This is a genomic window from Phenylobacterium sp. T106 (assembly GCF_057219735.1).
Genome location: NZ_JBXVWA010000010.1, coordinates 111,296 through 131,629, shown reverse-complemented (window position 1 = coordinate 131,629; position 20,334 = coordinate 111,296). Strand labels below are relative to the sequence as shown.

Here is a 20,334-nt window from a genome sequence, read left to right as displayed (position 1 = left end):
GCATGCACACCGCGCTCCTGCTCGACATGGCGGCCGATGCGGCCGCCGACCGGCTGGCGCTGGGTCGCAAGGCCGAAGGCCTGACCTTCGCCGAGGTGCGCCGGCGCGCGCACCACGGCGCGGCCTTCCTCGAACAGATGGGCGGAACGAACGTGGCGTTCGTGGGCCTGAACGGCCCGGCCCTGCCGGTGGCGCTGTTCGCCGCGGGCATGCTGGCGAAGCCGTTCGCGCCGCTGAACTACCGCCTGCCCGACGCCGATCTGTCCAAGCTGCTGGCGCGAACCGCGCCGTCGGTGGCCATCGTCGACGACGACATGGCCCACCGCCTCGCGCCCGCCGAGGGCGTGAACCTGGTGGCCCGCAGCGCCTTCGAGGCCGCCTGCCGCATGCACGGCGACTCCGACGCCGAGTTCCTGGACGTGGACCACGACATCGCCGTCCTGCTGTTCACCAGCGGCACCACGGGCGAGCCCAAGGCCGCGATCCTGCGCCACGCCAACCTGACCAGCTATGTGATCTCGACGGTCGAGTTCCTGGGCTCGGAGCCGGACGAGGCGGCGCTGGTGAGCGTGCCGCCCTACCACATCGCCGGGATCTCGGCGGTGCTGACCGGCTGCTATTCCGGGCGGCGGATCGTCCACCTCGAGGCGTTCACGCCCGAGCAGTGGGTCGACGTGGCGGCGGCCGAGGACATCACCCACGCCATGGTGGTGCCCACCATGCTGGGCCGCATCCTCGACGTCCTGGAGGCGCGGGGCGAAAGCCTGCCGTCGATGAAGGCGATCAGCTACGGCGGCGGGCGGATGCCGCTGCCGGTGATCGAGCGCGCCCTGGCCCTGCTGCCGCACGTGGACTTCGCCAATGCGTACGGGCTGACCGAGACGTCCTCGACCATCTCGATCCTGGGCCCCGACGACCACCGCATGGCGCTCTATTCGGACGACGAGGCGGTGAAGAAGCGGCTGGGCTCGGTGGGGCGCCCGCTGCCCACGCTGGAGCTTCAGATCCGAGGCCCGGACGGCGAGGTGCTGGGGCCGAACGAGTCGGGCGAGATCTACGTCCGCGGCGAGCAGGTCTCGGGCGAGTACACCTCGAAGAAGGTGATCCGCGACGACGGCTGGTTCGCCACCAACGACGGCGGCTTCCTGGACGAGGAAGGCTACCTGTTCGTCGAGGGCCGGCTGGACGACGTGATCGTGCGCGGCGGCGAGAACATGAGCCCCGGCGAGATCGAGGACGTGCTGCGCGAGCATCCCGACGTGGCGGACGTGGCGGTGCTGGGCCTGCCGGACAACGAGTGGGGCGAGAAGGTCGCCGCGGTGATCGTCCCGCGCGAGACGCAGCCCTCGGCGCAGGACCTGGCCGCGTTCGCCAAGGCCCGGCTGCGGTCGTCGAAGACGCCGGAAGTCTGGGAATTCCGCGACGCCTTGCCGTACAACGACACGGGCAAGCTGCTGCGGCGCCAGCTCAAGGCCGAGATGAGCCGGCCCGCGTAGCGGAGTCGCGCGGAGGCCGATCGTGCCTGCAATCCAGTCTGCCGCCGCATGAGCCTCCTCGCCGACCTCATCGAGCTGGGCGGGGCGGGCGTCGCCGTGACCGAGCTCGGACGCGATCCGCCGCCGCTGGCGGCGACGCCGGGGGTCGTGCAGGTCGGCGTCTGGCGCGGTGGCCCGCTGCCCGGCGGCGCCCTGGAGCCTTTCGACATCCTCCTGAGCCACGAGCCGGCCGCGCCGGGCCCATGGGTCGGGATCGGGCCCGATCGGCTGGACGCGGAGATCGAGGCCCTGCGGGCCGCGGTGGCGGCGCAACCGGCGGCCGCCGCCGTCTGCGCGCAGGTGCTGCGGATGACGCTGGACGTCCCGTTCCCGAGCGCCCTGGCGCTGGAGTCGCTGGCGTATTCCATGCTGCTGGCGTCGGAAGGGTTCCGCGGCTGGCGGGCGGCCCATCCGCCCCAGCGGCGCCCGGAGTCCCCCGCGCCCCGCGTCGCCGTCGACGCCGGGGACGCGATCGCCGTGCGCCTTACCCGACCCGACCGGCGCAACGCCTTCGACGCCCGGATGCGGGACGAACTGGCCGAGGCCCTGGCCTTCGCGCTGGCGCACCCGGACGCGCCGCCGGTCGTGCTCAGCGGCGAAGGTCCGTGCTTCAGCGCGGGCGGGGACCTCGACGAGTTCGGCCAGGCGCCCGATCCGGGCCAGGCGCACCTGATCCGCACGCTGCGCTCGCCGGCCCGGCTGGCGCAGGATCTGGGCGAGCGCCTGACGGTCCGCCTGCACGGCGCGTGCGTGGGCGCCGGCATCGAGGTGCCTGCCGCGGCCGGCCGGGTGAGCGCCGACCCGGGGACGCACTTCCGGCTGCCGGAAGTGTCGATGGGGCTGATCCCCGGCGCAGGCGGCACAGCCACGATCCCGCGGCGGATCGGCCGGCGGCGGGCCTGCTGGATGGCGATCTCGGGCGCCGAAATCGATCTCGCGACCGCGCTGGCGTGGGGCCTGGTGGACGAGGTGGCGGTGTGAAGGGCCCGATCGGCAAGGCCCTGCGGCGCCACGCGCAGGGCGTGGCGGAGGCCAGCGCGGCGCTGGGGCGCGAGGTAGACGTCGCAGCCCTCGGGGTGACCGACCGCGACGGCGAACTTCCGCTGGGGCCTGCGGGCGAGCTCGTTTCGCCCAATGGCGCGTGCCGCATGTTCCGGGTCGCGGACGGCTGGATGGCGCTGAACCTCGCGCGCGAGGAGGACCGCGACCTCGTGCCCGCGTGGCTGGGCTGCGACTTCGGGGGCGCCCCCTCGGACGACCCGTGGGACCTGGTCGCCGCCGAGGCGCCGCGCCAATCCCGGCGGTCGCTCATGGAGCAGGCGATGCTGCTGGGCCTTCCGGCCTGCGGGGTCGCCGAGATCGTGGCGAGCGATCCCGAACCCCTGCACATCGTCAGCCGCGCCTGGGCCTACGGCGCGCCCCGCAGGACCCCGAAGGTGGTCGACCTCTCGGCGCTGTGGGCCGGTCCCCTGTGCGGGGCGATCCTGGCCGCCGCCGGCTGCGAGGTGACGAAGGTGGAGAGCGTGCGGCGGCCCGACCCCACGCGGACCTCGACGCCCGGGCTGCATGCCCGCCTGAACGGCGGCAAGGCGGAGCGGGCGCTGGACCTGACGGACGCGGCGGACCAGGCGAAGCTGCGCGACCTGATCCTGGACGCCGACGCGGTGATCACCAGCGCCCGGCCCCGCGGCCTGCGCTCGATCGGTCTCGATCCCGAGGCGCTGCTGGCCGCGCGGCGGCTGACCTGGGTCGCCATCACTGGCTACGGCCTCTCGGGCGCCGTGTGGAGCGATGACCCCTGGACCAACCGCGTCGGGTTCGGCGACGACACGGCCGCCGCCGGGGGCCTGGTCGCCTGGACGGCGGCGGGAGAGCCGCGGTTCCGGGGCGACGCGCTGGCGGACCCGGTGACGGGCGTGGCCGCCGCAGCGAGCGCGCTCCGCGCCTTGGCGCATGAGCGCGCGGGCGTGATCGACGCCGGCATGGCGTCGATCGCGAGGCGGGCGGCGATCATCTGCGGCCAGCGGCGGCTGCCTTGAGCGCCCTCACGGTCCGGAATGTCGAGGTCGAGGGGCAGGCCGGACTGGACGTGGCGCTGGCGGACGGCCGGATCGCGGCGGTGGGGCCGCGGCTTCCGCGCGCCGGCCCGGAGATCGACGGCCAGGGCGGAGCCCTGATCCCCGGACTCTGTGACCACCACATCCACCTCTTCGGCCTCGCCGCGCAGGCGGAGTCGGTGACGCTGGAGGGCGTCGCGACCCCGCAGGCGCTGGCGGCGAGGATCGCGGAAGCGGCGGCGGCGCGGCCCGACGGCGCCTGGCTGCGCGTGCTGGGCTACCATGAGAGCCAGGCCGGCGACCTGACCCGCGCCGACCTGGACCGGCTCGCGCCCCGCCACCGGCTGCGGATCCAGCACCAGACGGGTTCGCTGTGGATGCTGAACAGCCTGGCCCTCGAAAGCCTGTGCGACGGCGACGCGCCGCCCGGCGTGGACCGCGAGGCGGGCCGCGTCTGGCGGGCCGACGCCTGGCTGCGGGACCGGATCGGCGCCGAGCCGCCGGCGCTGGCGCCGGTGGGGGCGCGGCTCGCCGCCTGCGGGGTGACCGCCGTGACGGACGCGAGCGTCACGACCGACGCCGACGCCGCCCGCCGGCTGGCGGACGCGCATCGCGACGGCGCGCTGCCGCAGCGGCTGACGCTGATGAGCGGCGGTCCGCTTGCGGCGCCGGCCGACGGCGCGTTCCGGGTGGGGCCGCGCAAGATCCTGCTCGACGACCACGCGTTGATCGACCTCGACGACTTCACCGCGCGGATCGCCGGGGCGCGCGCCGAGGGCCGCCGGGTGGCCGTCCACTGCGTGACCGCCGCCGAACTGGCGCTGACGCTCGCGGCCTTCGCCGTCGCCGGCGTCGAGCCCGGCGACCGGGTGGAGCACGGCAGCGTCATTCCGCCCGCCGCCGTTCCGGAGCTGAAGGCCCTGGGCCTGACCGTGGTCACCCAGCCGGCGTTCATCCGTGAGCGGGGCGACCGCTACCTGGCCCAGGTCGCGCCGGAGGACCTGCCCGACCTCTACCGCTGCGCCAGCCTGATGGCGGCCGGCCTGCCCGTGGCGGCGAGCTCGGACGCCCCCTACGCCACGCCGGACCCCTGGGTCGGGATCGCGGCGGCCGTCGACCGGCTGAGTGCGGGCGGCCGCCAGGTGGGCGCGGGCGAGGCGCTTTCGCCGGCCGCGGCGCTCGGGCTCTACCTCGACGACCCTGCCGGTCCGGGGCGCCACCGGCGCAGGGTGGTCCCCGGCGCGCCGGCGGATCTATGCCTCCTGGACGCGCCCCTGCACGAGGCGCTGCGCGAGCCTTCGCAGGACCGGGTCCGGCTGACGCTGGTGGCGGGCGTGGTCGTCCACGCGGCCGCGCGGGCCTGAGCCGGCCCTATCGCTTGACGTAGAGGCCCTGGCCGGTGGGCAGCGGCAGCACCTGCTCGCCACGGGCGGCGAACCATGCGGTCTCGGCGCGGCGCTGGGCGTCGGCGGTGGACCAGGCGAAGTCGTCGAACAGGATCACGCCGCCCGGGCTGACCCGGTCGAACAGCACGTCGAGGGCCGCGATCTCGGCGGTGGCGTTGTTCATGTCGATGTGCAGGAACGAGATCGCGTCGCCCGGCGAGCGCTCGTGCAGGATCTCGGGGACGCGGCCCTTGATGACCTCGATGTTGGGGATGTGGGCGAAACGCTGCCGCACCTCCTCGAAGGTGAAGGTGTCGCCGTAGAGGCGCCGGTTGACGTCGCTCCAGCCGGCGTCGAGCTGGTCTTCCGGAATGCCCTCGAAGGTGTCGTACAGCCGCCACCGCTTCGGCCAGGCGGCGAAGTCGAGGTACTCGGCGCAGAACAGCGTGGTGTGGCCCTTGAACACCCCCAGCTCGACGAGGTCGCCGGGAACCTTGCGGGCCTGGGCCACCGCCCACAGGGCCGTCTGCAGGTTCCAGTGCCAGTTGCGGATCGGGAGCAGGTCGGCGTGGCGCTGCGCGATGTCGAGGAAGCGCTGGTCCTCGAAGAACGGCAGGGCCTTGAGCCAGGTGGCCAGGCCGTCGCCGATGAAGACGTTGGCGTTGGGGATGGCCTCGAGGTCGTCGAGCGCCTTGAACGTCGGCACGAGGCGGTTGTCGACCTTGTGGGCCACGCCCAGGCGGATGTGGATGCGGCGCTGGAGCTGCGGGCTCGCCTTGGGCAAAGCCGCCCGGTAGAGCGCCTTGGCCGTCTCGATGTCGCCCAGCTTGAGCAGCCCGTCGGCCATGACCACGAGCTTGGCGGCGCCGAGGCCGGCGATCGAAATATCCGTCATGCGTTGTCCCTGACCCGAGCGCGGGTTCATGACCCGGAAGGCGGCGCCTGACAAGCGGAGCCGGATCCGGCGGCGGGCGGCCGCCGGACCCGGACGCGGCTCACCAGATGTCCACGCGCTCGGCGGGCGCGACGTAGAGCTTGTCGCCAGGCTGGACGTTCCAGGCGTCGTACCAGCCGGGGATGTTCCGGATCGTCCCGTTCACCCGGTAGTAGGCCGGCGAGTGCGGGTCGGTGACGACCTGCTGGCGGATGTACTCGTCGCGGGCCTTCTCGCGCCAGACCTGGGCCCAGCCGAGGAACACCCGCTGCTCGCCGGTCAGCCCGTCCAGCACGGGCGCGGGACGGCCCTTCAGCGAGGCCCGGTAGGCGTCGAGCGCCAGCGACAGTCCGCCCATGTCGCCGATGTTCTCGCCCATGGTGAGCGCGCCCTGCACCTTGGCGCCGGGGAGCGGCTCGAACGCCGAATACTGGGCGCCCAGGCGGTCCGCCTGGACCTTGAACTTCGCCGCGTCGTCGGCCGTCCACCAGTCGCGCAGCACGCCGTCGCCGTCGGACTTGCGGCCCTGGTCGTCGAAGCCGTGGCTGATCTCGTGCCCGATCACGCCGCCGATCCCGCCGTAGTTGATGGCGGGGTCCGCGTCGGGATCGAAGAACGGCGGCTGGAGGATGGCGGCCGGGAAGACGATCTCGTTGTTGGGCGGGCTGTAGTAGGCGTTGACGGTCTGCGGCGTCATGCCCCACTCGGCCTTGTCCACGGGCCCGTTCAGGCGGGCCACCGCCCGCGCCCACTCCTGGATGTCGGCCCTCTGGGCGTTCCCGTAGAGGTCGTCGGCCTTGAACTCGATCCGGGAGTAGTCCCGCCACTTGACCGGGTAGCCGATCTTGACGGTGAACTTCGCCAGCTTGTCGAGCGCCTGGGTCCGGGTGTCGGGCCCCATCCAGGCCAGCTTCTCGATGCGGGCCCGGAGCGCGGTGCGCACGTCGGCGACCAGCGCGTCCATCTTGGCCTTGGCCTCCGGCGGGAAGTATCGGGCGACGTAGACGCGGCCCACCGCCTCGCCGAGGGTCGCGTCCAGGAAGGCGGCCGCGCGCTTCCACCGCGCCTGCTGCTCGGGCTGGCCCGCGAGCTCCTTCAGGCGGAAGGCGTAGTTGGCGTCCACGAACCGCTTGGAAAGATAGGGCGCCGCGGAGTCGGCCAGCCGGAAGGCCTGCCAGGCCTTCAGCGTGTCGAGGGAGGTCTCGGCGTAGATGGCCGCGAACTTCGGCAGGGCGGTGTCGGTGGTCACGACCACCCGCTGCACGCCGCCAAGGCCGGCCGCCGCCAGGTAGCGGCTCCAGTCGAAGCCCGGCGTCATCGCCTGCAGCTCGTCGGGCGTCTTGGCGCGGTAGGTCCTGTCCCGGTCGCGGCGCTCGACGCGGCTCCAGCTGGCCTCGGCGAGCTTCGTCTCGAAGTCGACGACCGCCCGGGCGTGCGCGGCGGGCTGCTCCCAGCCGATCATCGTCAGCACCTGCTCGACGTAGGCGAGGTACTTGGCCTTCTTCTCGGCGAAGCTCGGCTGCAGATAGTAGTCGCGGTCGGGCAGGCCGAGCCCGCCGCCGCCGGTGTAGACCGCATAGCGGGTAGGCTGCTTCAGGTCGGAGGCGATGCCGAGCGGCAGGATCGAGGCGTAGCCCACGCCGTCGTTGCCGCGGCCCGCGCCGGGGGTCGCCCGGCCCATGAGGGCCGTGAACTCGTCCTTGGATCTCACCTTGCGGATCTGGGCCAGCTCGGGCGCGAGCGGCCTGGCGTCGAGCTTCTCGGCCAGCGCCTCGTCCATGAAGGCCGAGTAGGCGGCGGCGATCCGCCCGGCGTCGGAGTCCGTCAGCTTGCCGGCCTTGGCGTCCTCGAGGATCGCGTGGATGCGGGCCTCGGAGAGCTCGCGCAGCTTGTGGAAGTTGCCGTAGCGGCTGCGGTCGCCGGGGATCTCGGTCCGGTCGGCCCAGGCGCCGTTGGCGAAGCGGAAGAAGTCGTCGCCCGGCTTGACCGAGCGGTCCATGCCCGAGAGGTCGAAGCCCCAGGTCCCGTAGCGGGGCGAGGCGAGCGACGCCGGGTCGGGCGCGTCGGCGGCCCAGGCGTGGCTGGTGAAGAGCGCGAGGCCCGCAGCCCCCGCGAGCAGGAATTTGCGTGTTCCGGATAGCATCGGTCGTTCTTGATCCCTTGGCCGGCGGGCTCCATGCGAGGAACCGGCGAGGGGCGCACAAAACGGGGAAAATCCGTGCCGCGCAATGCCTGCGCGACGAGCGGCCGCTTGTACGGCGTCAGACGATCATCCGCCGACGCTGCGGCGCGCCGGGGGCGCGTGAGCCGCGGGCGCTGCATCGGCGCCGAGAAGACGCTCGTAGTGGCCGCGGATCACCCCGTAGCACTCGCACGTCGCCTGGAGCAGCGCGCGCCGGTCGACGATGTCCACGACCCCGCGCCGGTAGCGGATGACGCCCTTCTCTTGGAGCGAGCCCGCCACGGCGGTGACGGTGGTCCGCTGGACGCCGAGCATGTCGGCCAGGAACTCCTGCGTCAGCGCCATCCGGTCCGAGGCGATGCGGTCGTGGCAGATGAGCAGCCAGCGGCAGAACCTCTCCTCCACCGAGTGCAGCGCGTTGCAGGCCACCGACTGGATGGCGTGCCCGTAGAGGGCCTCGCTGTGCCGGTCGACGAGGCTGCGGAAGACCGGGCTTCGCTCCCAGACCTCGCGCAGCCGATCCACGCCGATGCGCGCCGCATTCAGCGGACTCTGGACGATGGCGCGGGACAGGGACTGGCGCGGCGCCACCGCCGCCATCAGGCCGAGGCCGCCTTCCGGTCCGATCGTCGCCGACTCGATCGCCGCCCCGCTCTCCATGAGCGTCATCAGCGAGATGATGCCGTCATGGGGGAAGTAGGCGAAGTCGATGGGGTCGCCCGGATCGTACAGGATCCGGCCCCGGGCGAGCTCGACGTTGACCAGATAGGGTGCGATCGCGTCGCGGTCGGCCGGAGGAAGCGCCTCGAGCAGACTGTTCCGGGAAGGTGGTGCTGGCCTCTGCATCGGGAACTCGAAACGCCGATCGCGCAGTCGGGTTTCAGTCCCCGCGCGCGCCGGCGTCCACGCTCCGTCCGCGACGGACGCGTCAGCGGAGGTGAAGGTCCCGCCGTTCGCCCACGTCCGGCGTCGATCGCGTCACGTTCGCCTTGGCGACCTCGACCGCGTACTTCAGCAGCCCGCCCTCGGTGATCCAGACGGCGGCCTCCTCCACGTCGAGCCGCAGCAGCGTCAGGGACGGGTCGTCCTTGCCGTCCGGGTACCAGGCCGCCACGTGGGCGTTCCAGTACCTGTCGATCCGGTCGCGGTCGTGCGCCAGGCTGAGACGCCCGTCGATGCAGGCCTGCAGCTTCCGGTCCATGAACAGGAAGGTCGCCTCGGCGCCCGCGCCCACCGTCTGCGCCAGGTCGGTGTCGTCGCGCGTGAAGAACCACAGGGTCGACGTGTCGCGCTCCACGAACGCGGTCATGGGCTGAAAATGCTGCCGTTCGGCCTGAAGGCCGAGCATGCCGGTGTGGTTGTCGTCGATCGCCTTCCACAGGCGCTCGGCGTTGCTCAAGGTCATGGGGAATCTCCACGCTGGGTCGCACCCGTAACCGGCGAACCGCCCTCGTGTTCCGCGGCCGCGGAGGCGCCAGCCAGGGCGTTGACGAGCCCGCAAGACAACCTGAGAGTGAACGGACAGCGGGGGAGGGACGGTCTTGCCGCGAGCGAAGACGGCGAAGCCTCGGGCGAGCGCGGACATCGCCTACGACCGCAAGCGCCTGGCGGTCTTCTGCGACGGGACGTGGAACGACCTGCGCATGAAGGACCTGACCAATGTCGCGCGGCTGGCCAAGTGCGTGGAGCCGCGGGGCTGGGACGGCCGGCGGCAGGTCGTCTTCTACGACTCGGGCGTGGGGGTCGCGACGGGGGTCGGCCATCTCGCGGACCGGCTGGTCACCGTCCTGGGCGGGGCCATCGGCGCCGGCCTCGACGACAAGATCGAGAGCGCCTACCGCTTCCTCGTCCTGAACTACCAGCCGGGCGACGAAATCTTCGTCTTTGGCTTCTCGCGCGGCGCCTACACGGCGCGGAGCCTCTGCGGGCTGATCCGCAAGTGCGGGATCGTGCGGCGCGACTGCTTCGACAAGATCCCCGAGGCGATGTCGATCTATCGCGACAAGTCGAAGCCGCCGCACGAGGTGACGGACTTCCGCGCGCGGCACACCTATCGCGATCCCGAGACCGGCGCGCCCATGGCGACCGGCGTCGAGGACATGGCGAACCCGGAGGACTGGGCGGCGCGGGCGATCGATTTCCGTCCTGCCGAACCGACGCCGCTCGCCGGACCGCGGACGCGTCGCCGCAAGCCGAAGCCGGGGGACGAGTTCGCCTGGCTGCCGCCCGAGCCGCCGCCGCTCGGCGTCTACCGCCTGATGTACCTGGGCGTCTGGGACACCGTGGGGTCGATGGGCGTGCCGTCCACCATCCCGTTCGTCTCGCGCTGGGTGAACAAGCGCTACCAATTCTACGACACCGACGCGAGTTCGCTGCTCTACTCGATCCGACACGCCTGCGCGCTCGACGAGGACCGCAAGTCCTTCGACATCACGCCGGTGAACAACATCCACAGGCTCAACCAGGCCTGGGCGCGCGCCCGGGGGCGGCAGGTGGACGATCCCGAGCAGCCGGACACCTTCGTCCGCTATGGCGACCGGCCGTTCCAGCAGCAGTGGTTTCCCGGCACGCACGGCTCGGTGGGCGGCGGCAACCGTGAGCACGGGATCTCCAGCGGCGCGCTGGTCTGGATCGCGGTCGGCGCGCTGCGGGCGGGCCTGAAACTGGACTGGAGCGCGGGATCCGAACTGGGCCGGGCGAAGAACCCTCAGGACCCGGGCGGCCGCAACGCGCTGGCGCCGTTCCGCATCGGCAAGCGGGGCGAGCTCCTGAAGCCGTGGCAGTTCGACTTCATCGGGTTCATGACCGGCTACGCCGACCGGGTCGGGACGATTCCGAAGTCGAAGCCCCCCGCGCCGAAGAACCCCACCACGGCGGACGAGCTGAACGCCATGGCGCTGGAGCGGGTCGAGAAGGAACCCGGCTACCGCCCGGCGACGCTGAAGTTCCTCACCGGCGAGGCGCAGAGGAAGCCGTTGCACCGCTCCGTGGCCGAGGTGGTCCGGGTGGTGGCGATCGCCGTGGTCCTCCTGCTGACGTGGGGGATCGTACGGGCGTGGCCGGCGATCGAGGCCGCCGTGAGGGGCTGGTTCTGCGGCGGTCAGTGCGCCCTGTAGACGACCCGGCCGTCCACGACCGTGAGCACGGCCCGGCCCTTGGGGATCTCGGCCTCGGGCGCCGTCATCAGGTCCACCGAGAACGCCGAGAGATCGGCGCGCTTGCCGACCTCGATGGTGCCCAGCTCTCGCTCGGCGAAGCGGGCGTAGGCCGGCGCCGAGGTGAAGAGCGCGAGCGCCTCGGCGCGGCTCAGCTTCTGGCCGGGGCGCCAGTCCGGCGCCGAGAAGCCGGCCAGGTCCCGGCGTGACACGGCGGCGTAGAACTCGATCAGGGGATCCCCCCGCTCGACCGGCGCGTCCGACCCGCCCACCACCAGCACCTGCGCGTCGCGCATGGACTTCCAGGCGTAGGCGCCGTCGAGGCGCGCGTCGCCGAGCCGCGCCGGGGCGAAGTGGAGGTCCCCGATCGCGTGGCTGGGCTGCATCGACGCGATGACGCCCAGCTGCGCGAAGCGGGCGATGTCGGCCGGCCTGACGACCTGGGCGTGCTCGATCCGCCAGCGCAGGTCCCGGGCGCCCACCGCCGCATAGAGGTCGAGGACGTTGGCGTTGCCGCGGTCGCCGATGGCGTGGCTGGCGACCTGGACTCCGGCGGCCTTGGCCTTGTCCATGGTCGCCCGCATCTGCTCGGGCGTCGTGCGCACCAGGCCCCGGGTTCCCGGTTCGTCGGCGTAGGGCTCGAAGAGCGCGGCGCCGCGTGAGCCCAGCGCGCCGTCCTCGTAGAGCTTCACGGCGCGCGTGGTGACGCGCCCATCGGGGGTGGCGCGCGGGCCGCCGGCGAAGAGCGGGGCGGCTTCGCCGGCGTCGACGGCGTTGTAGACGCGGAGCGGCGCGCGGCCCTCGGCCGCGAGGCGCTCGAGCAGGCCCACGTCGGCCCAGGCGACGCTCATGGAATGCACGCCGGTCCAGCCGTAGGCGGCCTCCACCCGGAACGCGGCCTCGAACGCGGCCCGCCGATCGGCCTCGGTGGGCGGGGTCCGGAGCCTGGCGACCAGGGCCATGGCGTTGTCGACGAGCATGCCGGTGGGGGCGCCGTCCGGACCCTTCAGGATCTCGCCGCCCGCCGGCGCCTGGGTCGCGCCGTCGATCCCCGCCGCGCGCAGGGCGGCCGAGTTGGCCACCAGGGCGTGGCCGTCCGCGCGCGTGAGCAGCACCGGCTGGTCGGGTGCGACGGCGTCGAGGTCCCGCCGATCGAGGAAGCGGCCCTCGGGCCAGCCGGTCTCGATCCAGCCCCGTCCCCACACCGGACCGGAAGGCTTGCGGGTCTCCAGATAGGCCTTGAGGCGCGCGGCGACCTCGGCGGCCGACTTCGAACCCTCGAGGTTCAGCGAAAGCTCGCGCTCGCCGATCCCGCGCAGGTGCGCATGGCCGTCGGTGAAGCCTGGAAAGAGGGCCGCGCCCTGCAGGTCGATGCGCTCCGTCCCCGGCTTCAGCCGGAACGGCGCGTCCGCGTCGCCGACGTAGGCGATGCGGCCGTCCTGCACGATCACCTTCCGCGCCGTCGGCTGCGCCGCCGCGCCCGTGTAGATCGGGCCGCCGGTGATCACGAGGTCCTGGCCGGCGGCCGGACCGGCCAGCGCGGCGAGGCAGAGGAGAGCGGCGGCGAGTGATCTCATGACCGCGAGGCTAGTCGGTTTCGGGGCCGACGCCACCCGATGCGGGCGTCAGTGAGAGCCTTCCCCGCTCATGAGGTGGTCGTAGACCGCCTTGGCCGTCCCCGCGAGCGTCGTCGCCGCGGTCTGCAGCGCCGCGTTGCCCACATAGGTCTCGGCCTGCTCCGCCAGCCTGGCCAGTTCGTCGGCCACCTCGGCCAACTTCAGGTACACGTCGCGGTCGGTCATGCCGAAGCTTTCCGATGGTTCGCGCAAGCGCGCCAGTCCGCCATGTGCTAAAGCCTCTGAATGTTCCCGCCGCCCCTGCGTACCCCGGGCTCCAACCCCTTGTCGTCCGCCATGCCCTGGGTCTGGACCACGGGCATGGTCGCGGTGGCGTTCGCATTGCGCTCGGCGATGGAGCCCCTGCTGGGCGGCGGTCCCTCGTTCGCCGTCTTCTATCCGGCGGTGATCCTGCCGGCCTACGCCTTCGGGCGCGCGCCCGCGATCGCGGCGACGGTGGTGTCCTCGGCCATCGGCTTCTGGTGCTTCATCGAGCCGGCCTATGCGTGGAAATCGACGCCGGACTCCATCGCGAGCCTCCTCTTCTTCGTGATCACCTGCGCGGTGATGATCACGGTGATCACGGGCGCGACCCGCGCGCTTCGCCAGCTTTCGGGCGAACTGGGCCGCGCCCAGGCGGTCGCCGACAACCATGCGGCCCTCTTCCGCGAGCTGAATGTCCGGATGAGCCACCAGATGCGGCTGGTGGCCGGCGTGCTGGCGCTGCAGGCGAAGGGGGAGCCCGAGCCGCAGGTGGCCGAAAGCCTGCGCCGGGCCATGGAGCGTTCGCTGCTGATCTCCCGGGTGCACCGCGACCTGGGAGGACAAGGCGAACAGGCGGTGGACTTCGACGCCTTCGCCGCGGCGCTGGCCCGGGCCATCTGCCTGGAGCGCGAGCAGCCGGCGGACCGGATCGAGATCGAACCGTCCGGCCTGAGGCTGAGCGTGGAAGACACCACCTCCCTCGCCGTGGCGCTGGCGGAGTGCCTGGGCGCGCTGTTCGACGCGGGCGTCAGCGGCCGCATGCGGCTGCGGGTGGACGCCCGGGGCCGCCAGGCCGAGGTGGCCATCATGGAGGCGGGCGAGAACGCCGAGGGCACGCTGGTGTCCGTCAGCAACGGCTACCTGCTGCGCGCCATGATCGAGCAGCTGGGCGCGGGGCTCGCGCTGCGGGCCGACGCGCGGGGCTCGGCGCTTGTCGTCTCCATGCCGCGGAGCGGCGCGGGCGTGGCGGCCGCTGCGGGGTCCGCCGCCACGCTGCACTAGCCGGCCGCGGACTCCGTACTCCAGACCCGGTCATCCCGGCGAAGGCCGGGATCCAGATGGAATGGCTCGGATGCGGGTTGCGAGGTGCGGAGCCCTTCCCATCACGGTCCCGCACCTGGATCTGGGTCCCGGCATTCGCCGGGATAGTCGGAAGCTATTGAATCGTTGAGATCGAACTAAAGCCCGCGGCCAGGGCCTCACCCGTTCAGACGGAACCGTCTGAACGGGGCAATGAGGCTCCAGATCACGAGCTTGAGTGCGTTCGGAACGCGCCCTAGTAGCGGTCGAGCAGCACCTCGGCGATGAGGCCCGTGGCGAGCGCCATCAGAACGAAGTTGCCGTCCGCGTACACCCAGCGATAGCCGCGGGGCGGGGCGCGCAGGCCGTAGTAGTAGGGATCCTGCACGTAGAAGCGCCGGTAGCTGGTGGGCACGTAGGCGCCGCGCCGCCAGGAGTAGCCGCGCGCGATGGGCCGGTAGCCGTAGCCGGGGGCGTACCAGTAGCCGTTGCGTGCGCCTCGGTACTCGCGCCATTCGGCGCGGTTGCGCCAGGTTTCGGCCTGTCGGCGGTCGTAGCGGAGCTCGCGCCGCCCTTCGCGGATTTCCGCCCGGTCGCGGCGCAGCTCCCGCGCCTCGTCGCGGGTGATCACGCCGTCGCGGCGGGCGTCCCGCCGGTCCTCGCGATACTCGCGCCGGTCTTCCCGCAGTTCGCGGCGATCTTCGCGGCGCTCGTGCCCGGGCTGGGCGGAGGCGGCGATGGGGGCGGCGACGGCCGCGATGGCGACCGCGGCATAAAGCATGTGTTTCATTCGGGTCCTCGGGTTTCCCCAGCGGGGTCAGTGGATGTCCCTCGCACTGAACCCGTCCTGAACCCGCGACAGGCGGATCAGTTCATCGAACCCGGCGGCCGCGCCCGCACGCTCACGCCTGCAATCTTCCGGACTCATCGAGCGCCTATCCTCGGGTCGGAGCGAGACGCCGATGGCGCCGGACTTGCAGTTCGAGGGCCTGCGGCGCTTGCCACCGCCGCCGTCCCGGCGACGTAATTGCGAACGGTACATGAGCTCCAAGTCCGTCGTCCGCCTGTCCGACCTCCTCGACGCCCGTGCGCCCACGGGCGCGCCGGTGCGGCTGCTGCTCGATTCCTGGGCCGAGGTGGAAGACGCGGTGCGGGCCGACGCGGGCGACACCCGCGAAGCGCTGAACGCCGCGGCCGAAGCCTTGCCCCCCATGGCGGGCGCCATCGCCGACCGCCGTACGCTGGCCACCGCGGTCCTGAACCCGCGCGGCGACGTCTTCTACGCGGACGCGGCCTACCTCGCGCTGTTCCCGGACTCGGCCGACCTGCGACCTCTGCTGAAGCGGGCGAAACGCGAGGCTCCCCTTGTGAGCCTGGTGGACGGCGCGGCGGGCGCGGCCTTCGTCGCCTGGGTGGGCGATGCGGCCGCCGCGGCGCGCTGGCCGCTGGACCCCGAGGCCACGGCGGCGCTCCGGGCCAGTCCCGAGCGCCTGGTGGTGGTGGTCAGCGCGCCTTCGCGATCCTCGGAGCTCGCCCGGCGCGCCGCGCAGGCGCTCGACCTCACGGCGCTCGAGGCGCGGCTCGCGGAGGCCCTGCTGTTCGCGCCGAACCTGGACGTGGCCGCCGCCGACGCGGGCGTGGGCCGCGAGACCGCGCGCGACGCGCTGCGCCGCATCAACGCCAAGCTGGGCGTGCGCCGGACGCCCGAGCTGATCTCGCGCCTGGTCGGCCTGATGTGCGCCGCCCAGAGCCAGCAGGCGGGCGGCGACCCGACCGATGACGAAGCGGTTGCGCAGCACGCCCTCAACCTGACGCCCGCCGAGGCCCGGGCGGCGGCTCTGGTGGCCCGCGGCGCTACCGCGCCGGAGGCCGCCAAGGCGCTTGGGTTGAGCGCCGAGACGATCAAGACCCACATGAAGTCCGTGCTGGCCAAGACCGGAGCCCACAGCGCCAAGGACCTCGCGCGGCTGCTGGCCGAGGCCCGGGAACTGGTCGCCCTGACGTCGGCGGCCGAGCCGGTCTTCGCGGAGGAGGAGGGCGGCGGACGGCTGCGCATCCTGCCGTCGCTGGACGGTGATCGCCGGATCGCGCTGATTGACTACGGCCCCTATGACGGCGAACCGGTCTTCGTGTTCCACGGCGCCGCGGCGGGTCGCCGCCTGCCGGAGGGCCTGCGATCGCGCCTCGCGGCGGCGGGCCTGCGTCCCCTCGTCCTGCAGCGCCCGGGGTTCGGCCTGACAGACCCTGCCCGGGGCGACTACGTGGAAACGGGCGCCGCGGACATGGCCGCCGCGGTGGAACGGCTGCGCCTCAGGTCCGCGCATCTCCTCGGACGCGACACGGGGACACCGGTGGCCCTCGCGTTCGCCGCCGCGTACCCGGAGCGTCTCGGCCGCGCCGCGCTGCTGAACCCCCATCCCCCCATGCGGCTCGCCCCCGACCGCGACAACTTCACCGGCTCGGTGCAGAAGCATCTGCTGCGCAATCCGGACCTGGTGGCCGCCTTCGCCGAGTTCCTGCGCCGGCAGGCCACCACCCAGCTCCTCGAACGCATTCTCGCGCGCATGCTCGGCGAGGCGGCGTGCGACGCCCAGGCGCTGTCGGACCCCGCTGTGCGCCGTTTCCTGATCCGCGACATCCAGGCGCTCTGCGCGCGCTCGGCGCATGGGTTCGCGGCGGAGCACGCGGTCTACGCGAACGGCTGGGAAGCGCCTCGCGACCTTCCCGCCCGCGGCTGGACAGTGGCGATCTCCGCCGGCTTCCCGAGCCAGGTCGATCCCAGCTGGCTGGGACTGCACGAGCTGAAGGTGGTGCAGCTCGCCGGCGCGGGGATGCTGCCCCAGTTCACCCATGCTGCGGAACTCGCGGCGCTCCTGACCGGCTGAACGGCGCCCCCAATCGGGGGAGGGCGCCCCGCGCCCGCCGCCCTAGTCTCCCGGGCGTCAGGTAACATGGGGGCGTCAATGATCAGACTTCTTGCCACGGGCGCGGCGTGCGCCCTGCTCGCGTCAACGACAGCGTTCGCGACGGAGCCGCTGCAGGTCAGCTATCCCGCGGACGCCCAGATGGACTGCGCCGCGATCGCCACCGAGTCCGGGCGCATGGACCAGGTCATCGCGGACGCGAACGCCCAGATCGCCAAGGCGGAAAGCTCGGCCAAGGGCGCCGGCGTGGCGGGCGCCGTCGCCGTGGAGGGCATGCTTCGGACCGGCCTGCTCGGGCGCATGCCGGGCGTGGGCCAGATGGCGAACCAGGCCACCAACATGGCGCGGCAGCGCGCGGAGCAGGTGAAGGCTCAGGCGGGCCAGACCATCAGCACCGCCGGGACCCGCAAGGCCCTGCTGGCCGGCCTCTACTCGGGCAAGGGCTGCGACGCGCCGGCCGCGGCGGCGGCCCCCGCGGAGCCGACGGGCTTCTAGCTGCGGCCGGGATCGGTTTGGCGCGCGCTCGCCGCGTCGTCAGAGGCCGGTCACCCGTGGACTCCGCGCAGGCCGGACGGGCGGGCGTGAGCCCCCATGCGACCTCCCGCGCGTCCGGCTTCCACGGGTGACCGGAACCGGCCCGATCGCGCTCGCGCCAGCGGCGAAGCCGGTTGCGTCAAGGGAGCGGTTCGCCAAAGGTATCGCCATGGCACTGAAGAGTCGGACCGCGAGCGTGGTCGCGAGCGCGCTGATCAGCGTCGTCGTCGCGGCCATCCTGGTCGGTGTCGCGACGGCGGTGCGGGCTTCGCTGACACCCTATCTGGGCGCGCTCTCCCCGTTCATGCTCTACGTGGCCGCGGTGCTCGTCGCCGGCCTGATCCGGGGGCCGTTCTGCGGCGCGCTGGTGATGCTGGCGGGCGGCGTGATCGGCTATCGGTTCTTCCTGTCGCCCAACGGCGTGGCGCAGCATGGGGCGATGATCGCCCTGATGCTGTTCTGGGGCGTCTCGGCGCCCGTGCTCGTCACGGCGAACGAGCTGCGCAACCAGCTGGGCCGCGCCATGGCCCGGCTTTCGGCCGCCCTGGACCGCAGCGGCCGCACCGCCTGACCGGCGCGACTGTCGGGTCGGTGACTCTCCTCCGGCGGGAATGGTGTATGGTGCCGCTGTCGCCGGACGACGGGCCGACGATAGAGAGACAGGGACAAGTCCCCGTGCTCCCGCCAGCTGAGAGGGAGTTCCGACCAATGCTCTTCACGTTCTACCCCTGCCGAGCGGACGGTTCGTCCACGGCCCTGGAAACCTTCGACTGCGCGGACGACGACGGCGCCCTGAACCGCGCGGAGCGGGTGCTCGCCGAGCACCTGAGCTCGGTGGAGGTGGTCGTGTGGCAGGGCGAGCGCCGCGTCGGCGCCGTGAGCCGGGCGGCTCTGCCGGCCTGAAGCGAGCCCCCTTGCCCTGAGCGGCGGCATCAGCCAAAGCGTTCTCATGCCCAAGGCCTCCCGCGCCATCGTCGCGGTCCGTATCCTGACGGCCGTCAGCGTGGCGCTGGCGGTCATGTGCGCCGTACTCGCCTGGGCCTGGAACGCCGCGCGAGAGGAAGCGGCGTGCTGGCGCACCGCCGCGGAGTTCCAGCTTCAGCTGGAGGCCGGCTGCTCGGCAGGCTGACGTGGAGGAGCGCGGGACGGCCGACGTCCCTGGTTGCGCTCAGGCGTTGAAGCGGCCCCCGACAACGCAGCTCGCCTTGCCGTCCTGCATCCTGACCGTGGCCCGCTGGCCGTAGGGCGGCTGGAAGGTGACCGGCCCATCGACCGTGGACACGGTCACGGCGCCCGGATTGTTGAACATGCAGACGTGGTAGGACTCGCCCGGCCACCACCACCGCTCGGGCACGGCCGCGCAGCTGACGGCGGCGAACTGCCGGGTGATCTGGTGGCCGCCATAGCTGAACTGTCGCGGCGCGCGGCGGTGGTTGGTGGCCCAGGACGCCGGCGTCTCGACGATGTCGCACGGGGGGCCCGTGAACGACCACTCCGCCTGCAGCGCCCGCGCTTCGCTCCAGGTCTGCCAGACGACGAAGCTGGGCAGGGCGCAGACGAGGGCGAGGCAGATCACGGCCTGCGCCGCCAGGGCCCACCAGGCCCGCCAGCCGCCGCCGAGGGTCCGGGGCGCATAGGTCTGCGTCATCCCGCCGGTTCCGCGCTCGTCATGCGAGGGAGGCTACTTGCTGAGCCGGCCGCCGTCGACGGACTCTAGTCGGAAAGGCGGATGTCCACGCGGCACCCGTCGGGCGTCGCCGCCAGCTCGAGCGAGGCTGCGCCGAAGCGCCAGAGCGCCGTGGCCGCGCGCCCCGACCCGTGGATCCGGACGCGGCCGAGGTAGAGGCTGACCTCGTCTGCGGTGAGCCGCAGGTCGCTGGCGGGATCGCCGCCTCGGCGGACGAGGGCGCTGAATGCGGTGGCCGGGCGGTCGCGCGGGGCGTGCGGATCGAGGGCCGCGGAAAGCGGTCGCACGAGGCCGGGCAGGAACGGCCGCGCCGTGGGGATCTCGACCCGGCCGTCCGCCTCGCCGAACCGCTCGACCAGGTCCGCCGCCGACAGGCGCCAAGGGACGCCGCGCTGGTCGAGCAGGGTGTGTACGGGCGTCGCGTCGGGCGGTCCGGTCCAGGGCTGCGTGGGATCGTGCGCGCGGCGACGCGACCGAAGGCTCCCGAACAGGCGGGCGAGCGGCATGGTCAGGGATGATGCGCTCCAGGCCCCGCAAGGCCAAGCTGTTTCGCCGCCCGGGTCGCGGGGCGGCTCAGCTCGACATCGCCTTCTCGAGCGCGAGCGCGAGGGAGACGCAGGCCCCGGCGGTGAGCGTGGTCGAGAGCATCGGATACCGGCTGGGCGTGTCGGGCGTCTGGTGGTCGAAGAGCCACTGGATGAGGAAGGCGGCGATGAAGCCGCCGAGGATCCAGGTGTCCGGCGCGCGGTTGTGGGCGAGCAGGACGACCCAGGCCGCGACGGCGCACATGGCCGAGAAGGCCTGCCGGGTCAGGCGCGGACTCGGCTCGCGGGTCTCGAGGCCCCACCGGACGCCCCCGAGGAAGGCCAGCACGACGGCGCTCCAGCCGAGCAGGCCCGTCAGCGCCGCACGCATCAGGTCAGGGGGACCGAAGCAATACAGCAGCGCCGCGACCGGGAAGGGCGACAGCGCGAGGAGGGCGATCGCCCAAAGTCCCGCCGGGATGGATTCCGCCCGCGGAACGGACCGCACGTCATCCAT

At 72.8% G+C, this 20,334-nt stretch carries 21 protein-coding genes; 11 read left to right on the top strand and 10 right to left on the bottom strand.

Going from position 1 to position 20,334, the window contains the following annotated elements:
- The first annotated feature begins 2 nt into the window (after nt 1–2).
- The 4 genes from AC2D8W_RS19605 to AC2D8W_RS19590 are packed head-to-tail and all read left to right on the top strand — an operon-like array spanning nt 3 to nt 4,956.
- The gene (locus tag AC2D8W_RS19605) at nt 3–1,496 is read left to right on the top strand and encodes a class I adenylate-forming enzyme family protein (protein ID WP_484672939.1); all 1,494 of its coding nucleotides are present in this window, start codon (nt 3–5) and stop codon (nt 1,494–1,496) included.
- Between the two features lie 48 nt (nt 1,497–1,544).
- Complete coding sequence (locus AC2D8W_RS19600; RefSeq protein ID WP_484672938.1) at nt 1,545–2,516, top strand: enoyl-CoA hydratase/isomerase family protein; 972 nt, start codon at nt 1,545–1,547, stop codon at nt 2,514–2,516.
- Nucleotides 2,513–3,574, top strand: a complete 1,062-nt coding sequence (locus AC2D8W_RS19595; protein WP_484672937.1) for a CoA transferase — start codon at nt 2,513–2,515, stop codon at nt 3,572–3,574. Before AC2D8W_RS19600 ends, AC2D8W_RS19595 begins: the two co-directional genes overlap by 4 nt.
- Nucleotides 3,571–4,956 (top strand): amidohydrolase family protein, encoded by a 1,386-nt coding sequence (locus AC2D8W_RS19590; protein WP_484672936.1) that lies wholly within the window; start codon nt 3,571–3,573, stop codon nt 4,954–4,956. Before AC2D8W_RS19595 ends, AC2D8W_RS19590 begins: the two co-directional genes overlap by 4 nt.
- A 7-nt stretch (nt 4,957–4,963) precedes the next feature.
- On the opposite strand, the gene AC2D8W_RS19585 is transcribed toward AC2D8W_RS19590, so the two are convergent.
- From AC2D8W_RS19585 to AC2D8W_RS19570, 4 genes are all read right to left on the bottom strand, one after another.
- The gene (locus AC2D8W_RS19585) at nt 4,964–5,872 is read right to left on the bottom strand and encodes a TylF/MycF/NovP-related O-methyltransferase (protein WP_293480210.1); all 909 of its coding nucleotides are present in this window, start codon (nt 5,870–5,872) and stop codon (nt 4,964–4,966) included.
- A gap of 100 nt (nt 5,873–5,972) precedes the next feature.
- Nucleotides 5,973–8,054, bottom strand: a complete 2,082-nt coding sequence (locus tag AC2D8W_RS19580; RefSeq protein ID WP_484672935.1) for a M13 family metallopeptidase — start codon at nt 8,052–8,054, stop codon at nt 5,973–5,975.
- Between the two features lie 126 nt (nt 8,055–8,180).
- Nucleotides 8,181–8,939, bottom strand: a complete 759-nt coding sequence (locus tag AC2D8W_RS19575) for a Crp/Fnr family transcriptional regulator (RefSeq protein WP_484672934.1) — start codon at nt 8,937–8,939, stop codon at nt 8,181–8,183.
- An 82-nt stretch (nt 8,940–9,021) separates the two neighbouring features.
- Nucleotides 9,022–9,498, bottom strand: a complete 477-nt coding sequence (locus AC2D8W_RS19570; RefSeq protein ID WP_484672933.1) for a pyridoxamine 5'-phosphate oxidase family protein — start codon at nt 9,496–9,498, stop codon at nt 9,022–9,024.
- A gap of 136 nt (nt 9,499–9,634) precedes the next feature.
- Here AC2D8W_RS19570 and AC2D8W_RS19565 point away from each other — a divergent pair, with 136 nt between their 5' ends.
- Nucleotides 9,635–11,209 carry a DUF2235 domain-containing protein gene (locus AC2D8W_RS19565; RefSeq protein ID WP_484672932.1) on the top strand — a complete coding sequence of 525 codons (1,575 nt, stop codon included), beginning with the start codon at nt 9,635–9,637 and terminating at the stop codon, nt 11,207–11,209.
- Here the strand turns inward: AC2D8W_RS19565 and AC2D8W_RS19560 are convergent.
- Together AC2D8W_RS19560 and AC2D8W_RS19555 are read right to left on the bottom strand one after the other, a co-directional pair.
- On the bottom strand, nt 11,194–12,825 hold the full coding sequence (locus AC2D8W_RS19560) for an amidohydrolase (protein ID WP_484672931.1): 1,632 nt from the start codon (nt 12,823–12,825) through the stop codon (nt 11,194–11,196). The two genes, AC2D8W_RS19565 and AC2D8W_RS19560, sit on opposite strands and share 16 nt — an antisense overlap.
- Nucleotides 12,826–12,873: 48 nt before the next feature.
- The gene (locus tag AC2D8W_RS19555; protein ID WP_293482735.1) at nt 12,874–13,050 is read right to left on the bottom strand and encodes a hypothetical protein; all 177 of its coding nucleotides are present in this window, start codon (nt 13,048–13,050) and stop codon (nt 12,874–12,876) included.
- A 60-nt stretch (nt 13,051–13,110) separates the two neighbouring features.
- On the opposite strand from AC2D8W_RS19555, the gene AC2D8W_RS19550 reads away from it, so the two are divergent.
- Complete coding sequence (locus AC2D8W_RS19550; RefSeq protein ID WP_484672930.1) at nt 13,111–14,130, top strand: DUF4118 domain-containing protein; 1,020 nt, start codon at nt 13,111–13,113, stop codon at nt 14,128–14,130.
- Nucleotides 14,131–14,404: 274 nt separating this feature from the next.
- Here AC2D8W_RS19550 and AC2D8W_RS19545 read toward each other — a convergent pair whose 3' ends face one another.
- Nucleotides 14,405–14,938, bottom strand: coding sequence for an RcnB family protein (locus AC2D8W_RS19545; protein WP_484672929.1), 534 nt, complete (start codon nt 14,936–14,938; stop codon nt 14,405–14,407).
- A gap of 250 nt (nt 14,939–15,188) precedes the next feature.
- Between AC2D8W_RS19545 and AC2D8W_RS19540 the strand changes: the two genes are divergently transcribed.
- The 5 genes from AC2D8W_RS19540 to AC2D8W_RS19520 all read left to right on the top strand — a co-directional run bounded on the left by AC2D8W_RS19540 (nt 15,189) and on the right by AC2D8W_RS19520 (nt 18,735).
- Nucleotides 15,189–17,033, top strand: a complete 1,845-nt coding sequence (locus AC2D8W_RS19540; RefSeq protein ID WP_484672928.1) for an alpha/beta fold hydrolase — start codon at nt 15,189–15,191, stop codon at nt 17,031–17,033.
- Nucleotides 17,034–17,111: 78 nt separating this feature from the next.
- Nucleotides 17,112–17,567, top strand: coding sequence for a hypothetical protein (locus tag AC2D8W_RS19535; RefSeq protein WP_484672927.1), 456 nt, complete (start codon nt 17,112–17,114; stop codon nt 17,565–17,567).
- Between the two features lie 208 nt (nt 17,568–17,775).
- Entirely contained in the window at nt 17,776–18,177 is a 402-nt protein-coding gene (locus AC2D8W_RS19530) for a DUF4118 domain-containing protein (protein WP_484672926.1), read from the top strand.
- Between the two features lie 137 nt (nt 18,178–18,314).
- Nucleotides 18,315–18,509, top strand: coding sequence for a hypothetical protein (locus tag AC2D8W_RS19525; RefSeq protein WP_293482747.1), 195 nt, complete (start codon nt 18,315–18,317; stop codon nt 18,507–18,509).
- 46 nt (nt 18,510–18,555) lie between these two features.
- Nucleotides 18,556–18,735, top strand: a complete 180-nt coding sequence (locus AC2D8W_RS19520; RefSeq protein ID WP_484672925.1) for a hypothetical protein — start codon at nt 18,556–18,558, stop codon at nt 18,733–18,735.
- 39 nt (nt 18,736–18,774) lie between these two features.
- Here the strand turns inward: AC2D8W_RS19520 and AC2D8W_RS19515 are convergent, their stop codons facing one another.
- The 3 genes from AC2D8W_RS19515 to AC2D8W_RS19505 all read right to left on the bottom strand — a co-directional run bounded on the left by AC2D8W_RS19515 (nt 18,775) and on the right by AC2D8W_RS19505 (nt 20,334).
- The gene (locus tag AC2D8W_RS19515) at nt 18,775–19,254 is read right to left on the bottom strand and encodes a hypothetical protein (protein WP_484672924.1); all 480 of its coding nucleotides are present in this window, start codon (nt 19,252–19,254) and stop codon (nt 18,775–18,777) included.
- 65 nt (nt 19,255–19,319) lie between these two features.
- Complete coding sequence (locus tag AC2D8W_RS19510; RefSeq protein ID WP_484672923.1) at nt 19,320–19,799, bottom strand: hypothetical protein; 480 nt, start codon at nt 19,797–19,799, stop codon at nt 19,320–19,322.
- A gap of 67 nt (nt 19,800–19,866) precedes the next feature.
- A complete protein-coding gene (locus AC2D8W_RS19505; RefSeq protein WP_484672922.1) occupies nt 19,867–20,334 on the bottom strand; it encodes a DUF3429 domain-containing protein in 468 nt (155 codons plus the stop codon).